The following is a 25284-nucleotide window of genomic DNA, read 5'->3' as shown; positions in this document are numbered from 1 at the left end:
GCAGGGCGACGTCGTATTGGTATCAGCCTGACTCCTGCCAGCTTTAGCTAGCCCGCGCGTCCACCCGTGCGGGCTAGGCCGTTCCGCGCGGCATCGTCCTTCGGGCGCAGCGCGACCGCGCGGCTGTAGGAGTCTGCGGCCTTGGCCCTGTCGCCAAGCTTCTCATAGGTCGCGCCGCGGGTCAGCCAGACCTGCGCATTGCCCGGTGCTACCTGCGAAGCCTCGTCGAGATCCGCTGCGGCTTCCTGGTTTTTGCCGAGGGCGAGATAGCATTGCGCGCGGCCGAGCAGGGGATCGGCCTGCTGCGGCGTCAGGCCGTTGGCCGACGTAAAATCCGCGATGGCAAATTCATATTTCTTCTCGGACTGATAGAGCAGCCCGCGTTGGTAGAAGGTCTGCGCACTGTGCGGATCGAGGTCGAGTGCCTGATTGAAGGCCAGCAGCGCGTCATCGGGTTTGCCGGATTGTGCGAGCGCCTGCGCGCGCGCAGCGTGGATCTGTGCATCCTGCGGATTGGTCTTGCCGGAATTCGCGGGCGGCGGGGGCGCCAGAGCCGTGGTCTTCGGTTCGTCCTTGTCAGACCCTGGTGTTAGTGACGACAGGTTGAACGAGCATCCGGTGCCGCACAGACCCGTAACGATAAGGGCAATCGCGGTAAGGCGGCGGGCGCCGAAGCGGGACGGGGACTTGCGGACGGGACATTCCATGCAGGGCCAATCTCACGCAGCGACCAATGACCTATTGGTAGCGCGACATCGGGCAAAATGCACCCGATCAAGACCAGCGCGCCAAGGAAGTAGTTCGGGCAAAAAGCAACTGCGCAAAAAAATAACGCGGGCTTTGGCCCGCGTTATCAAACTCGGTGGATGAAGTGTGCTTAGCGCGCCGGACGCGGAGCGCCTGCGCCGCCAGCGCCGGGACGGCCGCCACGATCGGCGCCAGGACCCGCGCCGAACACCGGCTTCGGCTTCATCGGCAGCAGGCCTTCGCGCTGCAGCTTCTTGCGAGCCAGCTTGCGTGCGCGACGCACAGCCTCAGCCTTCTCGCGAGCCTTCTTCTCAGAGGGCTTCTCGTAGTGACCGCGGAGCTTCATCTCGCGGAAAATACCCTCGCGCTGCATCTTCTTCTTCAGCGCCTTGAGAGCCTGATCGACGTTATTATCGCGAACGAGAACCTGCACGCGGCATCCTCTTTTCAATTGATCGGATTTGAATTTCGGTAAAGTGAAGGGCCGACAAAGGCCATGCCCTTAACCTCAAGGGCGCCGATGTACCAGATGAAATGGCGAATGTCCACCTTGCGGCGCCGTCATTTTAACCTTCTGGGCCGGGAAAATAACGTATTTTTTCCGAATTTTCCCGGGTGGGGATAGGGCAGGTTCCCTGTCTCGACAGGTATTGGAGCACGGACGCATAATTCCCGCGGCGACTCAGCCGGGACGCCGATTACGACCGGAGAGCATCATGAATGGGAAAAAATACGCGGCCGAGCTGATCGGCACCTTTTGGCTCACATTTGCAGGCTGCGGCAGTGCCGTAATCGCGGCAGCATTTCCGCAGGTCGGTATCGGTCTCGTCGGCGTCTCGTTGGCCTTCGGCCTCAGCGTCGTGACCATGGCCTATGCCATCGGCCACGTTTCGGGCTGCCATCTCAATCCTGCGGTCACCGTGGGCCTTGCGGCAGGTGGACGTTTTCCCGCCGGCCAGATTCTCCCTTATGTGATTGCGCAGGTCGTCGGTGCGGTTGCAGGTGCGGCCGTGTTGTATGTCATCGCCAGCGGCGCTGCCGGTTTCGACCTTGCCAAGGGCTTTGCGTCGAACGGCTACGGCGATCATTCGCCCGGCAAATACAGCATGGTGGCGGGCTTCATCATGGAGGTGGTGATGACCATGATGTTCCTGTTCATCATCATGGGCTCCACACACGGCAAGGCGCCTGCGGGCTTCGCGCCGCTGGCAATCGGGCTTGCGCTGGTGATGATCCACCTCGTCAGCATTCCAGTCACCAACACGTCGGTGAATCCGGCGCGCAGCACCGGGCCGGCATTGTTTGTCGGCGGCTGGGCACTGCAACAGTTGTGGCTGTTCTGGGTGGCACCGCTGGTTGGCGGTGTTCTCGGCGGCGCGATCTATCGCTGGCTGAGTGACGAGCCCACTGGCGTGGTGGAAGGCAAGGCGACCGCCTGACGAATGAGGAGGTGAAGCCGGCGCCGTTACGTCGCCGGCTTCACTTCAACCACGTGGCCCATCTTGCGGCCGGGCTTCGGTGCGCCCTTGCCATAGAGATGCACGGTGGCGCCGGGGACGGTGAGCCACTTGCCGTAGTCGAGAATATCGTCGCCGATCAGGTTGATCATGGTGACCTGGCCGTGGCGGACGGGTTTGGCGAGCGGCCAGCCGGCGATGGCGCGGATGTGCTGTTCGAATTGCGACACCGAGGCGCCATCGAGCGTCCAGTGGCCGGAATTATGCACGCGCGGCGCAATTTCGTTCACGACAAGCGTCGCGCTGTCCTTACCGGGCACGACAAACAGTTCGACGGCAAAGACGCCGACATAACCCAGCGCAGTGCCGATCTTCTCGGCGATCTCACGCGCCTTTGCGGCAAGCGTGTCGGAGATGCGTGCGGGCGCATAGGAGAATTTCAGGATGTGATCGCGGTGCTCGTTTTCGGTGACGTCGAAACATTCGACGTGACCGTCGGCGCCGCGTGCAGCGATGACCGAAACCTCGCGTTCGAACGGCACGAAGGCTTCAAGGATCGCGGAATTGGTGCCGAGATCCTTCCAGACCTGATCGAGATCGTCACCCTCGCGGATGATTGCCTGGCCCTTGCCGTCATAACCGAAGCGACGCGTCTTGATGACAGCTGGCAGACCGATCTTCTTGACCGCTGCATGGAGCTCGCCAGCGTTCGCAACGCCTGCGTAACCGGCTGTGCCGATACCCAGTGACGTTACAAAATCCTTCTCGGCCAGACGATCCTGCGTGGTCTGCAGGATTGTCTGTGCGGGCAGAACCGGGCGCCGCGCGTCGAGGATCATCGCGGTGGCGGCCGGCACGTTCTCGAATTCGTAGGTGATGACGTCGCAATCACTGGCGAACAGTTCGAGCGCCTCGACATCCGCATATTCAGCGCATGTCGCGTTCTGCACGACATCGAAAGCCGGCGAATCCGGATCCGGTGAAAAAACCTGACAGCGGAGGCCGAGGCGCGCTGCGGACATCGCCAACATGCGACCGAGCTGGCCGCCACCGAGAATGCCGATCGTATCGCCCGGCTTGAGAACCTTCGTCACCACAGCGCTCACGCCGCACCTTCCGGCTTTTCAGCCACGGCATCGGTCTGCGCCTTGCGCCAGGCGGCGAGCTTTGTCGCCAGTGCCGTATCGTGCAGCGCCAGCACGCTCGCTGCGAGCAGTGCCGCATTGATCGCGCCGGGCTTGCCGATGGCCAGCGTGCCGACGGGCACGCCGCCCGGCATCTGTACGATCGAATAAAGCGAGTCGACGCCGGATAGCGCCTTGGATTCCACGGGCACGCCGAATACCGGGAGTTCCGTCAGCGCCGCGGCCATGCCGGGCAAATGCGCAGCGCCGCCGGCACCGGCGATGATGATCTGGAAGCCCGCCGCCTTGGCGCCCTTGGCGAATGCGACCAGCCGGTCCGGCGTACGGTGGGCCGAGACGATGCGCGCCTCATGGGATACGCCGAGCGCGGTCAGCGTTTCGGCGGCGTGGCGCATGGTTTCCCAGTCCGACTGGCTTCCCATAATAATGGCGACGGGCGCGGTCATTCCGTATTTTCTTTCGCGAATCCAGAAAGATAGGCTGGAAATACAATGTCGTCCCCTTGCGTGGCAAGGAGCGTGGCAAACATGATCTCGTCTTGGTGAAGACTGGCAAGCCTTGTAACAAATCCCGTGCAAAAGAAAACCCGAACGCCTGCTGCAAAGTCGGTCAAACGTTCCATGAAGCCGGCAGTTCGGGGTTCCAAGGCGTTGGTGTCGCTGCCGAAAAGCCGCGCGTCGGCGGCAGCGCTCACGATTCGGCGGCTGGAAGCGCAACTCACACAGGCGGAGGCGAAGATTGCCGAATTGCGCGCTTCGGCGGAAACCGATTTCCTGCTCGACATTCTCAACCGCCGTGGATTTGCCCGCGAGCTGACCCGCGCCGTGGCGATCAACCAGCTCACTTTCGTTTTCCGCGACATCAACGTGTCGGCTGGCGCCTCTGCAGGCGTCGCACTGCTGAGTCCTGATGCCGATGGCGAAGCCGCGTTGGTTCAGGCCGACAGGGCGATGTATGTGCGCAAGACCGCGCGACGTGTGAAAGTGTAGTTAGCCGATCGCCGGCGTTGGCGCCTTCACAACGCGCTGAGGTCGCTTGGCACTTCGCCAAAGGCGCGGATCACCTGGGCGTCGCCGAACTCGCCGATCATCGCATCGCCGGTACGGCTGAAGGCCAATGCGCCGATTGAACCTGGCGCACGGGACAATAGTTCGGCGCGGCGGATGGCGCCGGATGCGCTCTGACATTCCTCGGCGGCACCGGCGGCCGGCGAACCAGAGTCGTCGTGCAGGAAGGGCAGTGCGACATAATAGGTGATATCGGCCATGGTGCCCTCACGAGTCGATTGATCTCGGCACAAGAATGTTCTTATTTTGTTCTTATTGTCAAGTTTCGACAGCGCCTCGTTTGCAGTCGCCCCATTTCGCTCCTGTTAGGCCGCAATAGCTGGCTTGCGCAGTGCGAGCGTCACGTCGGCCAGCGCGAGCGCCATGGCGATCAATTCGCGGAGCCCAGCAGTTCACCGCGCCACAATGCGATGCTGGCCAGAATTAAGTCTGGCTGTCGTGCCTACGATGCCGCGCGAAAAGAGCGGCGGCCGTCGCGAAGCAAGGTTTTGATGATGGGCCAGCTCAACGCCCAGCCTACCGCAGTCACCGTGACGCAAAGAAAGCCGATCCATCGATCGTCACGCGTTGAGTTCGCAGCCTTGGCCGTTCTTCAACCAACAGCCACAGCGCGACGCGTTGTCTCAGGCAATAATATCCGGGGTGATCTGGTCTTCGATAAAGGAGATCCGGTCTTTCAGTTGAAGCTTCCTCTTCTTCAACCGTTGCAGTCGCAAAAGATCGGGTGCCGGTGAATGCTGCAAGGCATCGATAGCGGCGTCGAGGTCGCGATGTTCCTGCTGCAATCGGGCGAGTTCTAACGGGAGTTCGCGATCTTCGTCGTCGTTCATGTTTCTAGCTGACTGGATTCGCAAGTCATTTGCGAGGAATTTCTAGGATGACTATCGCCGGTGCAGGCGCACCACGCAAGCCGTCCGGTTCCATGTTTTTGCGGCGCGATCAGGTCACGATTCGTTTCACACGATACCTGAAACTCAAAATACACTTTTCAATACCCATCGACAGATGTCCACTGTCATGTAGAATTCATCGTCCAACCGAACGTATCCTGAGGTTCAATCCTACCGAGGAGTTTTCGAATGGCACTACAGGCGCATCTCGTCGAACTGGAACGCAAGCACAAAGTTCTCGAAAGCGAATTGCACGAAGCGCTCGTGCACCTGTCTACCGACGATCTCCGCATCGTCGAACTCAAGCGTCGAAAACTGATGGTCAGGGACGAAATCCAGCGTCTCAAAAACGGGGCCAGCGAAACGGTGCACTGATCAACGGCTGCACTGATCAGCGAACGATAAATCACAGCATCGACATCGTCGTCTACGTCACTGCTTTCGCGTAGGTGCGATGACGTCTTCCCCTCATCCCGCGATAGGTTTGCGACGAAGCTCCAGTATTCGGTTGGCCTGGATCGCTTCGCCTGCAACCTTTCGCGTTCAATGTCCCGCCATCTCAGCCACGTAGTCCGCGATGGCCAGCGATGATGTCAGCCCCGGTGACTCGATGCCGAACAGGTTGATAAGGCCCGGCACGCCATGGGTCTGGGCACCCTGGATCATGAAATCCTGCACCGCGACTGCGGGCGGCACGATCTTCGGCCGCATTCCGGAGTAGCTTGGCATCAATGCGCCGTCCGGCAGACTCGGCCAGTAGCGCCTGATGGCCGGATAGAACCTCTCTCCGCGTGCCGGATCGACCGTGTAGTCGATATGATCCACCCACTCGACGTCAGGGCCGAAACGCGCCTGGCCGGCCAGATCGAGCGTGAGATGCACGCCGAGGCCGCCCGGTTCCGGCACGGGATAGATCAGCCGCGAGAACGGTGCTTTCGCATTGCAGCTGAAGTAGCAGCCCTTCGCCAGATAAGCGGGCGGTATCAGGTCGAGCGGCATGCCGTCGAGCATGCGAGCGATCGCGGTTGCGGACAGGCCTGCTGAATTGATCAGCATGTCGCAGGCTAGTGTCATCGGAGCTTCGCCGCCGACATCCAGTTCGAAACCGTCGGCGGTGACCCGGCCACGTTCCAGGGGCGCGAGGAATGCGAAGGCCGCGCCCGCGGCTTCCGCTTCACCGCGCAGCGACAACATGTAGCTGTGGCTGTCGACGATCCCCGTGGAGGGGGACAACAGCGCGGCTTCGCAAGCCAGTGCCGGCTCCAGCGCCCGTGCCTCTGTCCCGGATAATTGCTTGAGGTCAGCGACGCCATTGGCTTCGGCATGCGCTTTGATCGACGCCAGTTTGGCTATCTCCTCCCGACGTGTGGCGACGATCAGTTTCCCGGAGTTGCGATGTGGGATGCCGCGATCGCGGCAATAATCATAGAGCGCCTGTTTTCCAGCGACGCAGAGCCGTGCCATCAGGCTTCCGGCCGAATAATAGATGCCGGCATGGATGACCTCGCTGTTGCGCGACGAGGTCACGGTACCGATCGCGTCCGCGGCCTCCAGCACGATGACCTCGCGTCCCGCTTCCGCCAGTCGCCGGGCGATCGCAAGACCCACAACGCCGGCGCCCACCACCACGCACTCAACCTTGTCCATGTCGCGTCCGATAGTTTGCTGCGCCGGTCAGCTGCGGTTCGACCTTGCGCATGTGGCGCATTAGTAAAACATTAAGCATCACAGCTAATTACCACCAAATTTCGCCGCATTCTGCAGGTGCGACGATACGTATTTACCTGATCCACATACCTGTAACCAAACACTCACGCTGCGAATACGCGGGTGTGTAATGACTGGCAAGATCGGGCGATCAGACAGCAAGGCGGCAGTGTCCGTCATCGCAGTCGCGTGCCTTCTCGGCAGCATTGCCGGAGCCCACGCAGAATCCCCGGCGGTTCATTATATCAGTGAGCTCGACCCGCAAATGATCTGGCAGATCCTCATCGGTGGATTTGTCGCGCTGGCATTTCTCGCCGCCATTGTGCTGTGGGTCGCCTCGGCGCTGCGCAATGTGCGTCGCGAGCAGCATCGTCGCAATGCGTTTGTCGGTTCTGCCCTCAATCATCTCGGCCAAGGCATCGTGATGCTCGACGACCAGAAGCGGGTCGTGTTTTGCAACGATCGCTATCTTGAGATCTACGACCTGACGCGCGCCGACATCACCAAGGATATTACCGGTCCAGAATTGCGTGAGTTACGCCGCCAGCGTGGCAAGCTCGATCTGGCCACCCAGAGCTTCTACGAGCAGACTGTTTCCGCCGGCGAGTACATTGCCGAAATGCCCGGCGGGCAATCCGTTCACGTCAAGTTCAGCCGGCTTCCCAATGGCGGCGCCATTGGGATTCATGAGGACTGCACCGAGCAGCGTTTTCTGCAGCGCGAGCTTGCGACCACCAAGCAATTCCTCGAATCTGTCCTTGATCACGTCCCGATCTGCGTCGCGGCCAAGACCATTGACGATGGCCGCTATATCTTCGCCAACCGGGCTTTCGAGACCTTCTCTCGGCTCTCGCGCGATAAGATCGTCGGCAAGCGACCGGATCAGATATTCTCCGCACAGTCTGCGAAAGCGATTGCCGAAGCCGATGCCCTGGCAGTGGAAACGCGCAGTCAGTGTCGCAGCGAGTTCAATGTGGAGATTGGCTCAGACCTCCGCACGCTGGATAGCAATCGCGTGATTGCCTTTAACGAACGCAATGAGCCGGCATTTCTGATTGCGCTGTTCGAGGATGTGACCGACCGCAAGTCGCTGTCCAAGGAACTGGAGAACGCCAAGAAATTCCTTGAGACCGTGCTCGACAACATTCCTGTGTCGCTGATGGTGCAACAGATCAGCACCGGTCGTTATCTGTTCGCCAATCGCGGCGCAGAAGTCATTCTGGGTCGCAAACGCGAAGACGCTATCGGTCTGACTGTTCCCGAAATGCTTCGCCCGGAAGAAGCGAAGCTGATCGTCAGCCGGGATCAGGCGGCGATCAGGGGCCGAACACCGATTGCGGAAGAGCATCCGATCAGCACGCGCGACGGATTGCGGCTGTTCCTGACCCGGCGGGTCACCGTGCTCGACGAAGCAGGCGAGCCGCAATATCTGATCAAGACCCACGAAGATGTCACCGACCGCCGCCAGACCGAGGCGCGGATGGCGCATATGGCCTATCACGACGGCCTGACCGATCTGCCGAACCGCCCGGCCTTTTTGCAGGCTCTGTCGCAGATGATCGATGCCTGCGGCGAAACCTCCGAGGAATTCGCCGTGCTGTCGATCGATCTCGACGGCCTGAAGGAGGTCAACGATGTCTTCGGCCATGCCATCGGCGACAAGCTGCTGGTCGAAGTGTCGCGTCGCATCGATTCAGCCGTAGGCGGCGGCGTTGTGGCGCGGCTCGGCGGTGACGAGTTCGGCGTAATCATCGACGGCGCGCAGCCCGCGGCTGGGCTGTTGATCGCAGAGCGGATCGCCGCGGCCCTTGCGGAGGAATTCCCGATCGACGGCAAGTCGGTGCGTACAGGCGTCACCACGGGCATTTCGCTGTTCCCGCGCGATGGCCATGACCCGGCCGCGTTGCTGGCGAATTCCGGCGCGGCGCTGTTCCGTGCCAAGTCGCAGTCGCGCGGTTCGATCAGCATCTTCGAGCCGCAAATGGACCAGCAACTGCGCGATCGCCGCGTGCTGCATCAGGACCTCTCGGCCGCGATCCGCAATGGCGAATTGTCGCTGCACTACCAGCCCCAGGCACGCGCCGGCCAGACCGTCGTCGATGCCGACATTACGGGCTTCGAGGCACTGGCGCGGTGGATTCATCCGACCCGCGGTTTCGTGCCGCCCGGAGACTTCATTCCGTTGGCCGAAGAAAGTGGCCTGATCGTTGAGATGGGTGAGTGGATCCTGCGCCAGGCCTGCCTTGAGGCCGCCTCGTGGCCGGTCCCGCTGCAGATCGCGGTCAATCTGTCGCCCGCGCAGTTCATGCATGGTGATCTCGTCGGCCTCGTGCATTCGATCCTGCTCGAAACCGGCCTGCAGCCCGGTCGCCTTGAGCTGGAAATCACCGAGGGTGTGCTGATCGAGGATTTCGATCGCGGCGTCGCGTTGCTGCGGCGGTTGAAGGCGCTCGGCGTGCGCATCTCTATGGACGACTTCGGCTCCGGCTATTCCTCGTTGACCTATCTGCAGGCATTCCCGTTCGACAAGATCAAGATCGACCGCGCTTTCGTGATCAATCTGGGGCTCAATCCGCAGTCCGCCGCCATCGTGCGCGCGGTCATCGGGCTGGGCCATGGCCTCGACGTCGCGATCGTTGCGGAAGGCGTCGAGACCCACGAGCAACTCTGCTTCCTCGCCAGCGAAGGCTGCGACGGCGTACAAGGCTACTTCATCGGGCGTCCTGCCCCGATTGCGCAATATGCTGCGCTGGTCGGACGGATTGCCGCCGCTGCGCCCGCCGCGCGCATGGTCGGTTGAGCGACAGGCCGTTGCGAAGTGCTGATGTTGTTGAGCCCGCGGCGTTCCGCGGCTAGCTTGCGGTTATGACGAATCTCACTGCGACAGTCGCGGATCCGGCGGCCAGCGATGCGCCGGTCATCGCCTATCCCACGCCCTTGCTGCGGATCGACGGCGTCACCAAAAAATTCGGCGCGCATAGGGCAGTCGACGATCTCTCTTTGGACATCAAGGCCGGTGAATTCTTTGCGCTGCTCGGCCCGAGCGGCTGTGGCAAGACCACGTTACTGCGCATGTTGGCTGGTTTCGAAGCGCCGGACACGGGCAAGATCGAGTTGAACGGCGAGGATATCGCCGCGGTCTTGCCGCATCAGCGGCCCGTCAACATGATGTTCCAGAACTACGCGCTGTTTCCGCATCTCAACGTGCGCGACAATATCGGTTTCGGTCTCAAGAGCGCTGGCCTGACGCGTCTCGGCATCGATACGCGGGTTGCCGAGATGGTGGCGCTGGTCAAGCTCCAGGGACTGGAGAAACGCCGACCGGATCAATTGTCGGGCGGCCAGAAACAACGCGTGGCGCTCGCCCGGGCGCTGGCGCGGCATCCGCAATTGTTGCTGCTCGATGAGCCGCTGGCAGCTCTCGACAAGAAACTGCGCGAGGAAACCCAGGTCGAATTGATGGCGCTGCAGCGCCAGCTCGGCACCACCTTCGTGATCGTCACCCACGATCAGGAGGAGGCGATGACCATGGCCGACCGCATCGGCGTCATGAATGAAGGTCGCCTGCAACAGGTCGCGACACCGCGACAGCTCTATGAGGCGCCGGCATCGCGCTGGATCGCGGAGTTCGTCGGCGACATCAACATCATCGAGGGCGGTATCACGCACCGTGACAGTCATCGCCTGACCATTGCAGGCCGCGATGTAGGAACCCTGTTTGCGATCGAGCCGCGACAGCCTGTCGACGATGCGGTCATCTGCGTTGCGATCCGCCCGGAGAAGATCCGGTTGTCGCGTCGCGGGCCGGCAACAGACCTCGTCAATAGCGGCGCCATGAACAGCCTTGAGGGTGTCATTTCCGACGTCGGCTATCTCGGCGGTCGCTCGCTCTACAAAGTGAAGCTCGACCGCGGCGCCACATTGCTGGTCGCTCTCGCCAATACAGCGCGGCTCGATGTCGATGCCTATTCGATCGGCGAGCGCGTTGCGGCGTGGTTCGCCCCCGATGATTGCGTGGTGCTGGTTCAATGAGCCGCAATCGCATCTTTACGGCGCCGGCGCGGCTGGCTGCGATCCCGCCTTATGTCTGGATGGTGCTGTTCTTCCTGGTGCCGTTCGGCTTCGTCTTGAAGATTAGCCTGTCGCAGACAGCCATTGCGCAGCCGCCCTACACGCCGGTTTTCGGGCTGTCCGAAGGGATCGCCGGGTTGAAGGCCTCGTTTACTGCCCTGTCGCTGGATAATTTTCGGCTGCTCGTTTCGGACAATCTCTATCTTGCGTCCTATCTGCGCAGTGTCCTCGTCGCCGTCGTGTCGACCTTGATCTTGCTCGCGGTCGGTTATCCCATCGCCTATGGCATGGCGCGTTTGCCGCGACGCTGGCAGGGCATTGCGATGATGCTGGTGATCGTGCCGTTCTGGACCTCGTTCCTGATCCGCATCTATGCCTGGATCAACATCCTGCAGCATGACGGCTTGCTCAATAAGGTCCTTCTTGCGCTGCACGTCGTATCGACGCCAATCGTGTGGCTCTCCACCGACAGTGCGATGTATCTCGGCATCGCCTATTCCTATCTGCCTTTCATGATCCTGCCGCTCTATGCCACGCTGGCGAAGCAGGACCCGTCGCTGATCGAGGCCGCCGCCGATCTCGGCGTCTCGCGCATCGACGCCTTCTGGCTGGTGACGGTTCCCTTGTCCCTGCGCGGCGTCGGCGCCGGGGCACTGCTGTGCTTCATCCCGATCATGGGCGAATTCGTCATTCCCGATCTGCTCGCCGGATCGAATGCGCTGATGATCGGCCAGACACTGTGGCTCGAATTCTTCACCAACAAGGATTGGCCGGTCGCCTCTGCCACCGCCATCGTGTTGCTTGGACTGCTGTTGATCCCGTTATTGGTCTATGACCGGCTGCAGCGCCGGCAGCTGGAGGCGCGCTGATGACCGTGCATCCGCTTCGCCTGTCGCGCTTCAATGTCACGTCGCTGGTGCTTGGCCTGGCGTTTCTCTATCTGCCGATCGTCATTCTGGTCATCTATTCGTTCAACGCCTCGCGGCTGGTGACGGTATGGGGCGGCTGGTCGACGCGCTGGTACACCGAATTTTTCAATGACCGCGCGATGCTGGACGCTGCCTGGATGAGTCTTCGCGTGGGTGTCATGTCAGCAACACTGGCAACGCTGCTCGGCACTTTGGCCGCGATAGCGTTGACGCGTGGTGCGGGATTTCGCGGCCGAATGCTGATGTCCGGGATGCTCTATGCGCCGCTGGTGATGCCCGAGGTGATCACCGGCCTGTCACTGCTGCTGCTGTTCGTGGCGCTGGATGCCGGGCGCGGCTTTGTCACGGTGACCATCGCCCACACCACACTCACCATGTGCTTCGTCGCCGTCGTGGTGCAATCGCGCCTCGCGGGGATTGATCGCAGCCTCGAGGAAGCGGCGATGGATCTCGGCCGCGATCCGCTCCGCGCATTTATAGCCGTCACGTTGCCGCTGATCTGGCCGGCCATTGCCGCCGGCTGGATGCTGGCCTTCACGCTGTCGCTCGACGACCTCGTCATCGCCAGTTTTACGACCGGGCCGGGTTCGGCGACGCTACCGATTAGGATCTATTCGGAAGTGCGTCTTGGCGTGAAACCGGAGATCAACGCCATCTGCACGCTGATCGTCGGGTTCATCGCCGTCGTTATCGTGCTGGCATCGCTGGTGTCTAAACTGTCGAGCGCCCGGGGCGAAAGCGCCGCGCCGTTGTAAGGCAAAAAGTTAGTTCGCCTTTGGTGCTGCATCCGCAGGTGCTGCCGCCGCAGGTGCATCGGCGGGCTTATCCGGCTCTGCTACCGGCGCCTGTTTGGGCACGCCCGTAAAGCGCTCGATCACCGAGCGTACGGCGTCGCGGGTCTTGCGATCCTTCACTGCATCCAGCAAAGGCGCCGCACCCGGCGATCGGCGGATCAGGCTTTCCGGATCGGGAAAGATCAGCGGATCATCCCACGGGCCCTGGATCACGAAAGGCAGCTCGAAGCCGCCGGTGCCGTTGGTTGCCGGATTGAGACTGGCAATGCCCTTGAAATCATATTCACGTGAGGGCACCGACGCGGTACCGGTCAGCGTCAGTTTCGCAGCGGGACCATCGATCCGGATATCCTGCGCGGTGGCGATGCCGTCGTTGAATTTCACGGACATGTTGAGCGTGTTGAACGGCGTCGAACCCGAACGGAAATTGCCGGCGCCGGACAGCGGACGTCGCTCCAGCCTTTTCAATAGCTGTTCGACGTTGAAGCCGCTGATGGCGCCGTCATGACCGGTCAGCGTCGCGGTGCCGTCAAGCGATTGCGCGAGACCGAAGGGCGATGAGCCCGAGGCCTCCAGCATCATGCTGAGATTGCCGCGGCCGGTGAGCTTGTTGACGCCGAACAGATCACTGGCACAGGCCTGCAGGTCGACATCGCTGAACTGGAACTGGGCCTTCACATCGGCCACGGCATCGGAATGGGCAACATTGAACGAACCACGGACGATGCCGCCATACATCTGCGCTTCACCCACCGACAGCGCCAGTGTGCCGCCGCGCAGATTGGCGCCGAGCGCGGTGCGGCCAAGCACTGAGGAGCCGACGGTGACCTTGGCGGCCGACAGGCGCATGTCGAGATCGGTGGTGGACAGCGCGTTTAAGTCGAACAGCTGCCGATTCCAGTCACGGGCGCCGGAGGCCAGCAGCCGCACGGTAGACACATAGGGCGTGAAGTCGAGTGCGCCGGCAGCCAGGGTGGCCTGCAGCGTCTGACGGCCGGTGTTGCTGTAGGTCATGACGCCTTCGGCGCTGTTGCCGTCGAGTTCGACATTGACGTTGGTCAGCGCGATCGACGGGCCCACCAGGCTGGCACGCGCCTTCAGGGCAAAACGGCCGAAACCGCCGGAGCCGGGCGGTGCCTGACCGACCCAGCGCAGCGCATTGCGCAGCGACATGCTGTCGGCAGTCAGCGTGCCTTCCATGACCAGACTGGCCTTGTTGGCGACGGTGCCGTCGAATGCCAGCTTGATCGGCGCACCGGCGATGCGGGCCTTCACGCCTGAGCGTTCGCCGGACAGCGCCGCAATGAAGTCGCTGACGCTGAGGCTGCCGTCGATGCGTTCGCCGCGCCAGTCGAACTGGCCGGTTGCAGCGAATGAGCGCGAGATCGATGGCCAAGCCAGTGAGAGGTCGATGTCGCCGAGACGCTCGGTGTTGTGCGGGTCCTGATAGTGCAGCACGCCGTCCTGGATGCGGATCTCGGAGAAGGATAGTGGCTGTTCAGCGCCCGGCCTCATGGTGCGGGCGATGGACTCGATGAATGGCGTCCAGTTGCTTTCGCCGGAGGCCTCGCGGATCACGCGGATACGTGGCCGCAGCATCATCATGTCGGCGATCTCGAAGCGCTGCAGCAGCAGCGGCAGCAGCCGCAGATTGGCCGTCAGCACATCGACGGTGAGAGCAGGATCGATCGAGCCGCCGCCTTTCAGGCCGACATCATGAAACGAGACATAGCTGCCGGGAAAGACCGAGACATCCACCGCGCCGTTGACGACGAAATCCAGCCCGGTCACGGCGCGGATCTGGGCCTCCACGGCATGACGCAGCGTATCGCGGTTAAGCAACCACGACATGGCAAACAGCCCGATCACTGCAACACCCAGGAGCGCCGCAATCGGCATCCCCAGGCGTCTTATTCCTTGGGCACTCGTCAATGAACTATCCGGGTTGGTTGGTGGTCACACATAGCGGGGCGGCATCCATGTGCGCCCACGTCCAAGGTCCTCAATTTGAAGGGTTTTCTTGACGCTTTCAAGGCCATAGCGGGGGTGATGGGGTCGCAGTCCCCCGCGATTGACCTGCCGCGGAGTTTCCGCCTAATAATCCACGACATAGCCGCCCGCGCCCGCTGGGTTCTCAGCGCATTCCTGCATCAGGTCGATTCCCATGAACAAGGTCTACCCCGACGCCAAATCGGCACTCGATGGCATTCTCAAGGACGGCATGATGATCATGTCCGGCGGCTTCGGCCTCTGCGGCATTGCCGAGGACCTGTCGGACGCTTTGCGCGATTCCGGGGTCAAGGACCTCACCGTGGTGTCCAATAACGCCGGCGTCGACGGCATCGGCCTGTCGCGCCTGCTGGAAACCCGCCAGATCAAGAAGATGATCTCGTCCTACGTCGGCGAGAACAAGCTGTTCGCCCAGCAGTATCTGGCCGGCGAACTGGAACTCGAATTCTCCCCGCAGGGCACCTTGGCCGAGCGCATCCGCGCCGGCGGCGCCGGCATTCCCGGCTTTTACACCAAGACCGGCGTTGGCACGCTGATCTCGGAAGGCAAGCCGACCATGGAATTCAATGGCGAGACCTACATGCTGGAGCGTGGTCTGTTCGCCGACATTGCTATCGTGCACGCCTGGAAGGGCGATACCGCCGGCAATCTCGTCTATCGCAAGACCGCCCGAAACTTTAACCCGATGATGGCGACCGCCGCCAAGATCACCATTGCCGAAGTCGAGCATCTGGTGCCGGCCGGCGAGATCGACCCGGATCACATTCACACCCCCGGCATTTTTGTGAAGCGCATTGTCGAGGTCGGTACCGGCAAGAAGCGGATCGAAAAAGTTACCTCGCGTCAGCGTCCCGCGTAACCGCCAAAAGCAAAAACAGGAGAGAACGATGGCTTGGACCCGTGATCAAATGGCAGCGCGCGCGGCTAAAGAACTGCGCGACGGATATTACGTCAATCTCGGCATCGGTATTCCGACGCTGGTGTCGAACTACATTCCCGAAGGTGTCGACGTTCAGCTGCAGAGCGAGAACGGCATGCTCGGCATGGGCCCTTTCCCCTATGAGGGCGACGAAGATCCGGATCTCATCAATGCCGGTAAGCAGACCGTCACCGAACTGCCGGAGACCAGCTATTTCTCGTCGGCGGATTCCTTCGGCATGGTCCGCGGCGGCCATATCGATCTGTCGATCCTCGGCGCCATGCAGGTCGCCCAGAATGGCGATCTCGCCAACTGGATGATCCCGGGCAAGATGGTGAAGGGCATGGGCGGCGCGATGGATCTCGTCGCCGGCGTCAAGCGCGTCGTTGTCGTGATGGAGCATTCGGCCAAGGACGGCGCCAAGCTGCTGAAGAGCTGCAATCTGCCGCTCACCGGTGAGCGCGTCGTCGACATGGTCGTCACCGATCTCGCGGTGTTCACCATTGACAAGCATGGCAATGACGGCATGGCCCTGATCGAACTCGCCGATGGCGTGACGCTCGATGAGGTGAAGGCCAATACCGAAGCTGAATTCCGGGTCGCGCTGACCAATACCTGAACGATTGCGCGTTCCGAACGTTGACATGATGCCCGGCCTCGTGCCGGGCATTCGTGTTAGTATCTGCCTTCTCATCTCTTTAGTTGAGCATGATCTTTCGGAAAACCGGTTTCCACTTTTCCGGGTCATGCTCTAGGAAGCCGACATGCGCGCCAGTCTCGAAGACCGCTTCTTCCTGCTTCTGATCGTCGTGGTCACGCTGGCCTTCGGTTGGATCCTGAGCTCGTTCTACAGCGCGATCCTGTGGGGCGTCGTCATCGCGATCATGTTCGCACCGATGCACCGGCGTCTGGAGCGCCGGATGCCGAAGCATCCAAATTCGGCAGCTCTGCTCACCGTAGGTCTGATCGTGTTGATCGTGATCTTGCCGTTGACACTGGTTGGCGCATCGCTGGCGCAGGAAGCGGCTGTCGTTGTCGGCAAGATGAAATCCGGCCAATTCAATCTCGGCACGTTTCTGCAGCAGATACTCGATGCCGTCCCGCAATGGGCGAGGGGACTGCTGGATCGCTTCGGCGTTGCCAATCTCGGCGGCATGCAGGACAAGCTGACTGAGGGCCTCGTCAAAGGCAGTCAGTACTTTGCATCGCAGGCGCTCAATATCGGTCAGAGCACTTTCGACTTCATCATCAATCTCGGCATCATGCTCTATCTGCTGTTTTTCCTGTTCAAGGACGGCGAAGCGTTGTCGCGGCGTGTGAAGAATGCGATCCCGCTGCGGCCGGAGTTGCGTGATGATCTGATGGAGAAGTTCACGGTGGTGATCCGCGCCACGGTGAAGGGCGGCATTCTGGTGGCGCTGGCACAGGGCGCGCTCGGCGGGTTGATCTTCTGGATCCTTGGCATCAATGCCGCGTTGCTGTGGGCTGTGCTGATGGCGTTCCTGTCGCTGTTGCCGGCGGTGGGTGCTGGCCTCGTCTGGATGCCGGTCGCGCTCTATCTGCTGGCTACGGGCTCGGTCGTTCAGGGTGTGATCCTGATCGCCTATGGATTTCTTGTCATCGGTCTGGTCGACAACATCCTGCGCCCGATGCTGGTCGGCAAGGACACCAAGCTGCCGGATTATCTGGTGCTGATCGCGACGCTCGGGGGCATCGATGCGCTGGGCCTCAATGGCTTTGTCGTCGGTCCGGTGATTGCTGCAATGTTTGTTGCGGGCTGGGCGATCTTTGCGGAGTCACGCAAAAGCGGTCAGGTCCCGATCGCGTAAGCGCGTTACACCGGCCCCTGAGGCACATCTGCAAAACGTGTCAGCCAGACCACGGGGCCGATGCTCGCGGCGACGATGAGAAGTGCGGCCAGGGCGCCTTCTTCAAAACTGCCACGACTGGCATATTGATAGATCGAAGTCGCCAGCGTTTCGACATTGAGCGGTCGCAGTAACAGCGTTGCTGGCAGCTCCTTCAGGCAGTCGACAAAGATCACGATGACGGCGCCGAACAATGCCGGACGCAATAGCGGCAGTTGAATCACGCGCAGCGTGGTGATTGCCGGTGCGCCGGCGGCGCGGGCGCTGTCGTCGTAATCGACGGGGATGTGCTCGAAGCCGGCCTTGATGAAACCGGTCGGCACCGCCAGGAACCGGATCACATAGGCGATCACCACGGCGGCGCCAGAGCCGACCATGACAAGCCCGGGCGAAGCGAGACTGAGCCATCCGGCGAGCTTGCTGAATCCATTGTCGATGAACAGCACCGGCGTCAGCAGACCCAGCGCCAGCACCGTTCCGGGCAGCGCATAGCCGGTCTGGGCGACAGCGACCGACAGGTTAGTCAGCCGCGAAGCACGCCAGCGCTGAGCGACGATCACCACGAGCCCGAGAAGCAGCGCGGCTCCCGTGGCAATTGCGGCCAGCGCAATGGTGTGGCCGGCATCGCGCCAAACCGTCGTTTCCATCGACAGCAGACCGCGGCGCAGGCTTTCACGCAGCAGATAGAGCAAGGGCACGGCGAAGCCGAGCAGGGCAGGGATGAGACAGGCGGTGAAAGCAAGCCATCCGCGTGCACCCGTCAAAGGCGTGCGCGGTGCCAACCGCGGATTCTCCGAAGAGAATTCCACGCTGCCTTCGCGGCGGCCGAAGCGCTCGATGGCGATCAGCACCGCGACGATGGCGAGCATGAACAATGACAGCTGCGCAGCACCTGCAAGGCTGCCGCGGTTGAGCCAGGTCGTGAAAACCGAGACGGTGAGCGTGCGAATGCCCAGATATTCGCTGGCGCCGATATCGTTCAGCGTTTCCAGCGATACCAGCGCGAGGCCCACAGCGAGGGCGGGGCGCGCCATCGGTAGCGAGACACGGCGGAACGTCGTCCAGCGGCCCGCACCGAGTATCTTCGCAGCTTCAGCAAAATCGGCGCTGCGATGCTGGAACATCGCGCGGGCAGAGAGATAGACGTAAGGATACAACACGATGCCGATCACGAAGATGCCGCCGGGCAACGAACGCAGGCCCGGCAGCCACTTGATGGCATCTGGCAACGACATTGCCGTTGCCAATGCGCGATGGACGAGGCCCAGTGGCTCGAACAGGTCCACATAGACGTAAGCGGCGAGATAGGTCGGAATCGCCAGCGGCAGCGGCAAGAGCCAGAGCATGAGCGTGCGGCCGGGGAAATCGTGCGCCGAGACCAGCCATGCGGTGCCGGCACCGACTGTGAGCGTAACGATACCGACGCCGATCAGGAGGGCTGCGGTGTCGCGCAGCGCTTGCGGTAATACATAGGCAATCAGATGCTGCCAAAGCTCAGGCTCCGGCTGCAGCGCGAGTAATGCGATGCTGATCACGGGCGCTGCCACGAGGAGTGCGGTGGCAACTGCGACGAGAATCGCGAGCGCTTCGGTGCGGGAAGGCCTCACGGGCGTGCATGCCCACGTGGGCACTCTCCGCATGTCATCCCCGCGAAGGCGGGGATCCATACCCCAAGGAGAAGTAAGTCAGAAATTGCCGTAGCCACAGCGCCCTACCGAGAGTTCGGTGCGTATGGGTCCCCGCCCCGTGTGCGCTGCAGGCACACAGGGCGGGGACAACATACTGATAGGCTGTGCATCATCGCAGCCTACGGAGCAATAGCCGGGCTCAATTATCAAACCCGACCTGGTCCACCAGCGTCGACGCGGCTTTGCGGTTGGCGGCAATCTTGGCGATGGGCATCGGATCGGCATTGAGCTTGCCGTAGCCCGCGATGGTCGGATTGATCGTGATGCCGGCGCGCACGGGATATTCGTAATTGGCGTCGGCATAGACCTGCTGGGCATGCTCGCCTGCGAGCCATTCGATCAGTTTCATGGCATTGGCCTTGTTCGGCGCATGTTTGGCCAGCAGCACGCCGGACAGGTTCACATGGGTGCCGCCGCCTTCGAAGGTCGGCAGGATCACCTTGGTGGCTTCCGCCCATGGCTTCTTGTCGGGATCGGCATTCATCATCAGCGCCCAGTAATAGGTGTTGCCGATGCCGAGATCGCATTTGCCGGCCGCAACATCTCGCGCGGTCTCGCGGTCGCCGCCGGACGGCTTCTGCGCCAGATTGGCCTTGACGCCGCGCAGCCATTCTTCGGCCTTGGCCTCGCCGTGCTTGGCGACATAGGCGGCGAACAGCCCGTTATTGTAGATGTGCTGGCCGGAGCGTATGCAGATCTTGCCCTTCCACTTCGGATCGGCGAGATCTTCATAAGTGATGGCGTCCTGCTTGACGCGGTCCTTCGACGCATAGATCACGCGGGCGCGCATCGAGATGCCGGCCCAGTGGCCGTCGGGATCGCGATATTGCGCCGGCACGACCTTCTCGATCACCTCGGATTTCATCGGCTGCGTCACGCCCGCCTGCACGGCCTCGTCGATGCGGCCGATGTCAACCGTCAGCAGCACGTCCGCCGGGCTGTTGGCGCCTTCGGCCTTCATGCGCTGCTCGAGGCCCGAGCTCGCCGAGATCACATTGACCTTCACGCCGGTGTCCTTGGTGAAGGCCTCGAAGATCGGCTGCACGAGCTTGGTCTCGCGATAGGTATAGACATTGACCTCTTCGGCCGCCTGCAGCGCGGATGAGCCAAGGGCGGCGAAGAGGACGGCGGTGGCAAGGGCGTGATGCTTGATCATGAAATGGCTCCGGCAAGGGGCGTATCTACAATGTCAGGTGGAGTAGCGCAGTGGGCGTTCGAATGTCAGTGACTGAACGTCGCGTGGACAAAAGATTAGATTGATTCCAGATTTGAAAGTGGGCCGCAGATAAGCAACGGCTTACCTGCGGCCCGAGATGAGAGATCTTAGAAGTTAGCCGTCACCGAAGCCCGGAACGCACGCGGCGAGCCCGGCGTGATGTTGTTGGCCGCATCGGCGGTGGCGTAGTAGCTGGTATCGAACAGGTTCTCGATGTTCAGCTGGGCACGCCACGTCTTGTCGAGCCGGAAGTAGATTGCGGCATCGACGCGGGTGAAGGCTTTCAGCTTCACAGTATCATCCGACGTGGCGAAGAAGTCGTCGTAATGGATGACACCGAGGCCGGCGCCCCACATCTCGTTGAACTGATATCTGTTCCACATGGTGAAGGTGTTGAGTGGCACCAGGCCGACGCGGTTGCCCGGGACGATTGTGGCGGAGCTGGCATCGACGATGCGCGCATCGGTGTAGGCGTAGCCGCCGGTGACCTGCCACTGATCGGTGACATAGCCGGTTAGGCTGAGCTCAGCACCCTTGGTGTTGGTCTTGCCAAGGGCGACGACCTGGCCGCCCACGATGAACCTCTGGTTCTCCCGGTCGAGGTCGTAGATTGCCGCGGAGGCCTGCAGCCGTGGGGTGATGTCCCACTTCACGCCGACTTCGTTATTGATGAACTTCTCCGGCACGGTGACGGCGAGCGATGGCGTCAGCGAGCTGAACTGGTCGCCGGCGCTTGGCAGATACGAAATGCTGTAGCTGCCATAGACCGAGACGTTGTCGACCGGCTTGATAATCACGCCGGCGCGTGGCGACACCAGGTTATCCACGCGGCTGTCTACGGTGCCGCCCGGATTGAGGTTCTGCGACGTGAGGTCGAAGCGATCGTAACGAACGCCGCCGATGAACTGCAGGTAACGGCTGACCTCGATCTGGTCCTGAATATAGACCGATGCGATGTCGAGCGTCGCATAGGAGTTGTTGTCGGAGGCGTTGTTGTGGATGAACGACCACGGGGCAAAGGTGGTCGGGCTGGACGCGGGAACGAGCAGGGTCGTGCCGCCGTTGATCTGGCCGGTGTTGCGGAGGCTGAAAGTGTTCTGCCGTCCGAACTCGGTACCGAAGACAATCGTGTGCAGCACGGGGCCGGTATTGGTCTTGTAGGTCCAGTCGGTTTGATTGAAGAGGTTTTCGCGCTGAGCAAGGTTGTTGTAAGCCGAGATTGACGCGATACCGCCCGGTGTGACGAACGTCCCCGTGGTCGGGAAGACGTTCTGGTAGAATTTGTCGTAATTGGCATAGCGCGACGAATTTTTGACCGAGAGACCGTTGTTGAAATCGTGGTCGATGACGGCGTTGGCAATGTGGACGTCCTGCTTCGAATAGCTCTGGTCCGGATTGCCGAAGAAGGTCGAAGCATTGGTTGCGAATGGCACAGTCGGGCGTGCATTCGTGGGCGCCGGTATGGTGCCCTGTGCCGGGATGCCGCGATCCGCGGTGCGGTCGTCATGCAGATATTCGTAGCTGAGCTTGACCTTGGTATCCTCGCCGCGGATCGTAACGGTCGGATTGATGCCATAGCGCTCGAGATGGCCGTAGTCGCGATAGGTTCCGGAATTCTCGTACATTGCGTTGATGCGCGATGCGACATTCTCGTTCACGGCGCCGCCAGTATCGATGGTGACGCGCTTGCTGTCGAACGATCCGCCCTGAACTGTCACTTCGCGGATCGAAACGCCATCGGCTTCCTTCTGCACGCGATTGATGACGCCGCCGCCGCCGCCGCGGCCGAAGATCATGGCATTCGGTCCCTTCAGGACCTCGATGCGCTGGGTGTTGTAGAGATCGCGGAAATACTGCACGTCGTCGCGGATTCCGTCGATAAAGAAGTCGGCATTGGTGCGCTGGCCGCGGATGACGACGTCATCGCGATTGCCTTCGCCCTGATGCGGTACGACGCCCGGCACATAGCGAACCGCTTCGCCGATGCTGCGGAAATCCTGATCCCGGATGAATTCCTTCGTCAGCACCGTGACGGATTGCGGCACGTTGAGGAGCGCGGTGTTGGTTTTGGTGCCGCTCGAAATATTGCGAGTGATGTAGCCGACCTGGCCGGACTGTGCGTCCTGAGGGTTGACGCTGAGCGGCTGGCGAACCGGCTGCGGCGCAATGGGGCGCGTCCGGGCGACGCGGCCGGATGCGGCGCGCTGCGGCTGGGCACGGCGTACGCGCGGCGCGCTAGGAGCGTCGACCTGCACCGGCGGCAATGTCGATGCGCCTGAATTCGCATTCTGTGCAATCGCCGGCTCTGCGATGCAAAATCCCGTCGCGATCATGGCTGCCGCGCTCGTCGAAATCAGAAAAGCTTTGCGCGCCGCCGTGCCGCGCTCCCCGATAGAAGTCCTGGAAGTCATTACTACGCCCCTGAAATATTCTCCGCTCATGCAAATGCCGGCGGTCCTTGTGCTTCCTCGGAAACACTTGGACACATCTGCAATTCGGAGTATTAGGCGCGAATTAGATGGCGTTTAGAATAAATCGAACTTCGAGGGATATGCCCAGGGTGTGTGATCTACGCACCAATGGCGTCTAGATAATTTGTAATCGTTCTAAACGAGGAGCGGCGGCTAGCCTGCGCCAAACGATTGGTCACTGGACAAGCGCTGCAATGCGCGTAAGCGCCGCAGTCACCGACACTTGGGATAAGGGAATATCGGGATGCCTCCGATGTTGTCTGACTGACTGGCTTTCCGAATGTCCCGCAGGCACGAGATTGAATGATGCGCGTTCTACTGATCGAAGACGATGCCATGTTCGGCAAGGCGCTGGTGCGCGGCCTGAGCGAGAATGGCATGAGCGTCGACTGGGCGCGCAATGGCCGCGATGGCTTCGCCGCGATGGACCGGTCGGAATATGCGGTCGCACTGATCGATATCGGTCTTCCCAAGATGTCCGGCCTGGACGTGCTCAAGGCGAAAAGAAAAGCCGGCATGACCACGCCGGCCCTTATCATCACCGCGCGGGATGGTGTGTCCGATATGGTGGCGGGCCTCGATCTCGGCGCAGACGATTACATCGTCAAGCCGTTTGAATTGCCGGTACTGCTCGCGCGCATCCGCGCAGTCACGCGCCGCGCCAATGGCCGCGTGGTATCGCTCATGACGTCTGCGGAGATCACGCTGGATCCATCGACGCAGGTGGCGACATTCCGCGATATCAAGCATCTGCTGTCGGTGCGCGAATTTGCGGTACTGCAGGCCTTGATGGAACGGCCCGGGCAGATTCTGTCGCGTAGCCAGATCGAGAGCCGGATCTACGGCTGGGGCGAGGAAGTGCAGAGCAACGCGGTCGATGTGCTGATTCACGGGCTGCGCAAGAAATTCGACAAGGACATTGTCCGCAATGTCCGCGGTGCGGGCTGGATGGTCACCAAGGAGGGCGCATGACGTCGTTGCGAAAGACCGTGATGACTTACGTCACGGGGCTGCTCATCTTCGTCGGTGTCGCTGCGGCCATCACGTCCTATTATTTCGTCAAATACGAGGTGAACAGCTTTCAGGACAACGCTCTTCACGAGGTTGCGCTTACGGCGGGCATGGTGTTCCGGCATGATATCGAGCCGCGGATCGATGCCGAGCTGGAAGATCAGCTGGTGATCCAGATCTGGGATCAGTCGAAACAGCCCGTTCACCGTTCAGGCCCTTCAGTCGATATCCCGTTTCAGTCGGAACTCGGCTATGCCGACGTGACCGCGGGTGGAGAACGCTGGCGCGTGTTCAGGTCGCGCGACGCGACGCATGCGATCCAGGTCGCGCAGCGCTGGAGTGCGCGCGAGGAAGTGGCCGCCTATGCGGCCGCAGGTGCTGCGGTGCCATTGATCGCGGCCATTCCAATCGCATGGCTGATGATCTGGTGGGCGGTCAAGCGCGTGCTGTCCGGGCTTGGAACGCTGTCGGCCGATATCGGCCAGCGAAGCGCCGATGCGAAGGGCGCGCTAAGTCTGAAAGGCGTTCCGGTCGAAGTCGCTCCGCTGGTGGCAGCCATGAATTCGCTGATCGAGCGACATCAGACCGCGCTGGAGACACAGCGCCGCTTCGTGTCAGACGCGGCACATGAATTGCGGACGCCGCTCGCGGCGCTTCAGATCCAGATCGATAATCTGCGGGCACGGGAGCTCAATGGGCCTGAGCGTGAAATAGCGCAGGATCTGCTCGACGGGATTCGAAGGGCCTCCTATTCGGTCAACCAGTTGATGACCATGGTTCGCGCCGATGCCGGCATCGAAAGCGAAGCCGAAGTCGTCGATGCGGAGGCCTTCGTGCGACTGGTGGTGTCCGGTTTCGTGTCCATCGCCGAGGCCAAGGGTGTCTCACTCGCGATCGAGCCGGGGACGCGTGATGAATTGAATGTTCGTGCCGCCGATCTCCGGCTGATCGTCTCGAACCTGCTCGACAATGCGGTGCGTTACACGCGCGCCGGCGGCGCGGTCGGCATCAAGGCTGTGCGCCGAGGCACGGATTTCGTCATCGAGGTGATCGACAACGGATGCGGAATACCGGAATCCGCCGTGCCGTATCTCTACGACCGCTTCTTCCGTGCGGCGCCGATGGATATCGATGGCACCGGGCTCGGATTGGCGATTGCCCGGACGGCGGCGGATCGTAACGGCTTCAGCCTCGATATCGCAAACCGCGACGACGCTCAGGGCGTCAGGGCTGCCGTCTCGATCCCACTCGGAGACGTGTCGAACGAAGTCAGGCAGTTCGAAGCCGCGTAATC

24 protein-coding genes are annotated in these 25284 nt (G+C 61.4%); 12 read left to right on the top strand and 12 right to left on the bottom strand.

All coding sequences use genetic code 11. The features are described 5' to 3' along the window. Window positions 1–47 precede the first annotated feature (47 nt). Complete coding sequence (locus tag AC1DUY_RS06565; protein WP_478113133.1) at window positions 48–707, bottom strand: tetratricopeptide repeat protein; 660 nt, start codon at window positions 705–707, stop codon at window positions 48–50. Between the two features lie 170 nt (window positions 708–877). Beyond that, window positions 878–1180 carry a 30S ribosomal protein S21 gene (gene rpsU / locus AC1DUY_RS06560; RefSeq protein WP_089265892.1) on the bottom strand — a complete coding sequence of 101 codons (303 nt, stop codon included), beginning with the start codon at window positions 1178–1180 and terminating at the stop codon, window positions 878–880. A gap of 283 nt (window positions 1181–1463) precedes the next feature. On the opposite strand from rpsU, the gene aqpZ reads away from it, so the two are divergent. Next, window positions 1464–2186 carry an aquaporin Z gene (gene aqpZ, locus AC1DUY_RS06555; protein WP_093757126.1) on the top strand — a complete coding sequence of 241 codons (723 nt, stop codon included), beginning with the start codon at window positions 1464–1466 and terminating at the stop codon, window positions 2184–2186. A 26-nt stretch (window positions 2187–2212) separates the two neighbouring features. On the opposite strand, the gene AC1DUY_RS06550 is transcribed toward aqpZ, so the two are convergent. Genes AC1DUY_RS06550 through AC1DUY_RS06540 form a run of 3 tightly spaced genes read right to left on the bottom strand, consistent with a single transcriptional unit; the run spans window position 2213 to window position 3971 of the window. Further along, the gene (locus AC1DUY_RS06550) at window positions 2213–3298 is read right to left on the bottom strand and encodes a 5-(carboxyamino)imidazole ribonucleotide synthase (RefSeq protein WP_439059855.1); all 1086 of its coding nucleotides are present in this window, start codon (window positions 3296–3298) and stop codon (window positions 2213–2215) included. A gap of 8 nt (window positions 3299–3306) precedes the next feature. After that, window positions 3307–3795 carry a 5-(carboxyamino)imidazole ribonucleotide mutase gene (gene purE, locus AC1DUY_RS06545; RefSeq protein WP_068728790.1) on the bottom strand — a complete coding sequence of 163 codons (489 nt, stop codon included), beginning with the start codon at window positions 3793–3795 and terminating at the stop codon, window positions 3307–3309. Next, window positions 3792–3971: a hypothetical protein gene (locus tag AC1DUY_RS06540; RefSeq protein WP_478113129.1), complete on the bottom strand. Its 180-nt coding sequence runs from the start codon at window positions 3969–3971 to the stop codon at window positions 3792–3794. The genes purE and AC1DUY_RS06540 overlap by 4 nt, the downstream gene beginning before the upstream one ends. Between AC1DUY_RS06540 and AC1DUY_RS06535 the strand changes: the two genes are divergently transcribed. Next, window positions 3970–4338 (top strand): hypothetical protein, encoded by a 369-nt coding sequence (locus AC1DUY_RS06535; protein ID WP_478113127.1) that lies wholly within the window; start codon window positions 3970–3972, stop codon window positions 4336–4338. The two genes, AC1DUY_RS06540 and AC1DUY_RS06535, sit on opposite strands and share 2 nt — an antisense overlap. 26 nt (window positions 4339–4364) lie before the next feature. On the opposite strand, the gene AC1DUY_RS06530 is transcribed toward AC1DUY_RS06535, so the two are convergent. Both AC1DUY_RS06530 and AC1DUY_RS06525 read right to left on the bottom strand, forming a co-directional pair. Continuing rightward, entirely contained in the window at window positions 4365–4616 is a 252-nt protein-coding gene (locus tag AC1DUY_RS06530) for a hypothetical protein (RefSeq protein WP_478113125.1), read from the bottom strand. A 423-nt stretch (window positions 4617–5039) separates the two neighbouring features. After that, the gene (locus AC1DUY_RS06525) at window positions 5040–5246 is read right to left on the bottom strand and encodes a YdcH family protein (RefSeq protein WP_068728782.1); all 207 of its coding nucleotides are present in this window, start codon (window positions 5244–5246) and stop codon (window positions 5040–5042) included. 249 nt (window positions 5247–5495) lie between these two features. On the opposite strand from AC1DUY_RS06525, the gene AC1DUY_RS06520 reads away from it, so the two are divergent. After that, on the top strand, window positions 5496–5681 hold the full coding sequence (locus AC1DUY_RS06520) for a YdcH family protein (RefSeq protein WP_068728781.1): 186 nt from the start codon (window positions 5496–5498) through the stop codon (window positions 5679–5681). A gap of 168 nt (window positions 5682–5849) precedes the next feature. Here AC1DUY_RS06520 and AC1DUY_RS06515 read toward each other — a convergent pair whose 3' ends face one another. Further along, window positions 5850–6953 (bottom strand): NAD(P)/FAD-dependent oxidoreductase, encoded by a 1104-nt coding sequence (locus AC1DUY_RS06515; RefSeq protein ID WP_478113123.1) that lies wholly within the window; start codon window positions 6951–6953, stop codon window positions 5850–5852. Window positions 6954–7143: 190 nt separating this feature from the next. On the opposite strand from AC1DUY_RS06515, the gene AC1DUY_RS06510 reads away from it, so the two are divergent. The 4 genes from AC1DUY_RS06510 to AC1DUY_RS06495 all read left to right on the top strand — a co-directional run bounded on the left by AC1DUY_RS06510 (window position 7144) and on the right by AC1DUY_RS06495 (window position 12768). Continuing rightward, a complete protein-coding gene (locus tag AC1DUY_RS06510) occupies window positions 7144–9813 on the top strand; it encodes a sensor domain-containing protein (protein ID WP_478113121.1) in 2670 nt (889 codons plus the stop codon). Between the two features lie 65 nt (window positions 9814–9878). Continuing rightward, a complete protein-coding gene (locus AC1DUY_RS06505) occupies window positions 9879–11045 on the top strand; it encodes an ABC transporter ATP-binding protein (protein ID WP_478113119.1) in 1167 nt (388 codons plus the stop codon). Beyond that, entirely contained in the window at window positions 11042–11953 is a 912-nt protein-coding gene (locus AC1DUY_RS06500; protein ID WP_478113117.1) for an ABC transporter permease, read from the top strand. Before AC1DUY_RS06505 ends, AC1DUY_RS06500 begins: the two co-directional genes overlap by 4 nt. Continuing rightward, a complete protein-coding gene (locus AC1DUY_RS06495; protein WP_478113116.1) occupies window positions 11953–12768 on the top strand; it encodes an ABC transporter permease in 816 nt (271 codons plus the stop codon). Before AC1DUY_RS06500 ends, AC1DUY_RS06495 begins: the two co-directional genes overlap by 1 nt. Before the next feature lie 9 nt (window positions 12769–12777). Here the strand turns inward: AC1DUY_RS06495 and AC1DUY_RS06490 are convergent, their stop codons facing one another. Further along, complete coding sequence (locus tag AC1DUY_RS06490; RefSeq protein WP_478113115.1) at window positions 12778–14706, bottom strand: AsmA family protein; 1929 nt, start codon at window positions 14704–14706, stop codon at window positions 12778–12780. Between the two features lie 265 nt (window positions 14707–14971). Here AC1DUY_RS06490 and AC1DUY_RS06485 point away from each other — a divergent pair, with 265 nt between their 5' ends. The 3 genes from AC1DUY_RS06485 to AC1DUY_RS06475 all read left to right on the top strand — a co-directional run bounded on the left by AC1DUY_RS06485 (window position 14972) and on the right by AC1DUY_RS06475 (window position 17565). Further along, window positions 14972–15676, top strand: coding sequence for a CoA transferase subunit A (locus AC1DUY_RS06485; protein WP_068728766.1), 705 nt, complete (start codon window positions 14972–14974; stop codon window positions 15674–15676). Window positions 15677–15704: 28 nt separating this feature from the next. Continuing rightward, complete coding sequence (locus AC1DUY_RS06480; protein ID WP_068728764.1) at window positions 15705–16355, top strand: 3-oxoacid CoA-transferase subunit B; 651 nt, start codon at window positions 15705–15707, stop codon at window positions 16353–16355. A gap of 145 nt (window positions 16356–16500) precedes the next feature. Further along, entirely contained in the window at window positions 16501–17565 is a 1065-nt protein-coding gene (locus tag AC1DUY_RS06475) for an AI-2E family transporter (RefSeq protein WP_478113113.1), read from the top strand. A 5-nt stretch (window positions 17566–17570) separates the two neighbouring features. Here the strand turns inward: AC1DUY_RS06475 and AC1DUY_RS06470 are convergent, their stop codons facing one another. From AC1DUY_RS06470 to AC1DUY_RS06460, 3 genes are all read right to left on the bottom strand, one after another. Then, window positions 17571–19244: an ABC transporter permease gene (locus AC1DUY_RS06470; protein ID WP_478113111.1), complete on the bottom strand. Its 1674-nt coding sequence runs from the start codon at window positions 19242–19244 to the stop codon at window positions 17571–17573. A 187-nt stretch (window positions 19245–19431) separates the two neighbouring features. Beyond that, window positions 19432–20448, bottom strand: coding sequence for a Fe(3+) ABC transporter substrate-binding protein (locus AC1DUY_RS06465; protein WP_478113109.1), 1017 nt, complete (start codon window positions 20446–20448; stop codon window positions 19432–19434). A gap of 167 nt (window positions 20449–20615) precedes the next feature. Then, window positions 20616–22919 (bottom strand): TonB-dependent receptor, encoded by a 2304-nt coding sequence (locus AC1DUY_RS06460; protein WP_478113107.1) that lies wholly within the window; start codon window positions 22917–22919, stop codon window positions 20616–20618. Between the two features lie 366 nt (window positions 22920–23285). Here AC1DUY_RS06460 and AC1DUY_RS06455 point away from each other — a divergent pair, with 366 nt between their 5' ends. Continuing rightward, complete coding sequence (locus AC1DUY_RS06455; RefSeq protein WP_089266246.1) at window positions 23286–23951, top strand: response regulator transcription factor; 666 nt, start codon at window positions 23286–23288, stop codon at window positions 23949–23951. Then, window positions 23948–25282 carry an ATP-binding protein gene (locus tag AC1DUY_RS06450; RefSeq protein ID WP_478113105.1) on the top strand — a complete coding sequence of 445 codons (1335 nt, stop codon included), beginning with the start codon at window positions 23948–23950 and terminating at the stop codon, window positions 25280–25282. The genes AC1DUY_RS06455 and AC1DUY_RS06450 overlap by 4 nt, the downstream gene beginning before the upstream one ends. Window positions 25283–25284 lie beyond the last annotated feature (2 nt).

Source organism: Tardiphaga sp. P4_G1 (assembly GCF_056401215.1).
This window is presented reverse-complemented; position numbering and strand designations above follow the sequence as displayed.

What these genes read in the sequence shown, in the direction of transcription:
- AC1DUY_RS06565 (WP_478113133.1), bottom strand. Translation starts at nt 707, where the DNA reads ATGGAATGTCCCGTCCGCAAGTCCCCGTCCCGCTTCGGCGCCCGCCGC.
- aqpZ (WP_093757126.1), top strand. Translation starts at nt 1,464, where the DNA reads ATGAATGGGAAAAAATACGCGGCCGAGCTGATCGGCACCTTTTGGCTC.
- purE (WP_068728790.1), bottom strand. Translation starts at nt 3,795, where the DNA reads ATGACCGCGCCCGTCGCCATTATTATGGGAAGCCAGTCGGACTGGGAA.
- AC1DUY_RS06535 (WP_478113127.1), top strand. Translation starts at nt 3,970, where the DNA reads ATGAAGCCGGCAGTTCGGGGTTCCAAGGCGTTGGTGTCGCTGCCGAAA.
- AC1DUY_RS06540 (WP_478113129.1), bottom strand. Translation starts at nt 3,971, where the DNA reads ATGGAACGTTTGACCGACTTTGCAGCAGGCGTTCGGGTTTTCTTTTGC.
- AC1DUY_RS06530 (WP_478113125.1), bottom strand. Translation starts at nt 4,616, where the DNA reads ATGGCCGATATCACCTATTATGTCGCACTGCCCTTCCTGCACGACGAC.
- AC1DUY_RS06525 (WP_068728782.1), bottom strand. Translation starts at nt 5,246, where the DNA reads ATGAACGACGACGAAGATCGCGAACTCCCGTTAGAACTCGCCCGATTG.
- AC1DUY_RS06520 (WP_068728781.1), top strand. Translation starts at nt 5,496, where the DNA reads ATGGCACTACAGGCGCATCTCGTCGAACTGGAACGCAAGCACAAAGTT.
- AC1DUY_RS06515 (WP_478113123.1), bottom strand. Translation starts at nt 6,953, where the DNA reads ATGGACAAGGTTGAGTGCGTGGTGGTGGGCGCCGGCGTTGTGGGTCTT.
- AC1DUY_RS06510 (WP_478113121.1), top strand. Translation starts at nt 7,144, where the DNA reads ATGACTGGCAAGATCGGGCGATCAGACAGCAAGGCGGCAGTGTCCGTC.
- AC1DUY_RS06505 (WP_478113119.1), top strand. Translation starts at nt 9,879, where the DNA reads ATGACGAATCTCACTGCGACAGTCGCGGATCCGGCGGCCAGCGATGCG.
- AC1DUY_RS06500 (WP_478113117.1), top strand. Translation starts at nt 11,042, where the DNA reads ATGAGCCGCAATCGCATCTTTACGGCGCCGGCGCGGCTGGCTGCGATC.
- AC1DUY_RS06495 (WP_478113116.1), top strand. Translation starts at nt 11,953, where the DNA reads ATGACCGTGCATCCGCTTCGCCTGTCGCGCTTCAATGTCACGTCGCTG.
- AC1DUY_RS06490 (WP_478113115.1), bottom strand. Translation starts at nt 14,706, where the DNA reads ATGCCGATTGCGGCGCTCCTGGGTGTTGCAGTGATCGGGCTGTTTGCC.
- AC1DUY_RS06485 (WP_068728766.1), top strand. Translation starts at nt 14,972, where the DNA reads ATGAACAAGGTCTACCCCGACGCCAAATCGGCACTCGATGGCATTCTC.
- AC1DUY_RS06480 (WP_068728764.1), top strand. Translation starts at nt 15,705, where the DNA reads ATGGCTTGGACCCGTGATCAAATGGCAGCGCGCGCGGCTAAAGAACTG.
- AC1DUY_RS06475 (WP_478113113.1), top strand. Translation starts at nt 16,501, where the DNA reads ATGCGCGCCAGTCTCGAAGACCGCTTCTTCCTGCTTCTGATCGTCGTG.
- AC1DUY_RS06470 (WP_478113111.1), bottom strand. Translation starts at nt 19,244, where the DNA reads ATGCGGAGAGTGCCCACGTGGGCATGCACGCCCGTGAGGCCTTCCCGC.
- AC1DUY_RS06465 (WP_478113109.1), bottom strand. Translation starts at nt 20,448, where the DNA reads ATGATCAAGCATCACGCCCTTGCCACCGCCGTCCTCTTCGCCGCCCTT.
- AC1DUY_RS06460 (WP_478113107.1), bottom strand. Translation starts at nt 22,919, where the DNA reads ATGACTTCCAGGACTTCTATCGGGGAGCGCGGCACGGCGGCGCGCAAA.
- AC1DUY_RS06455 (WP_089266246.1), top strand. Translation starts at nt 23,286, where the DNA reads ATGCGCGTTCTACTGATCGAAGACGATGCCATGTTCGGCAAGGCGCTG.
- AC1DUY_RS06450 (WP_478113105.1), top strand. Translation starts at nt 23,948, where the DNA reads ATGACGTCGTTGCGAAAGACCGTGATGACTTACGTCACGGGGCTGCTC.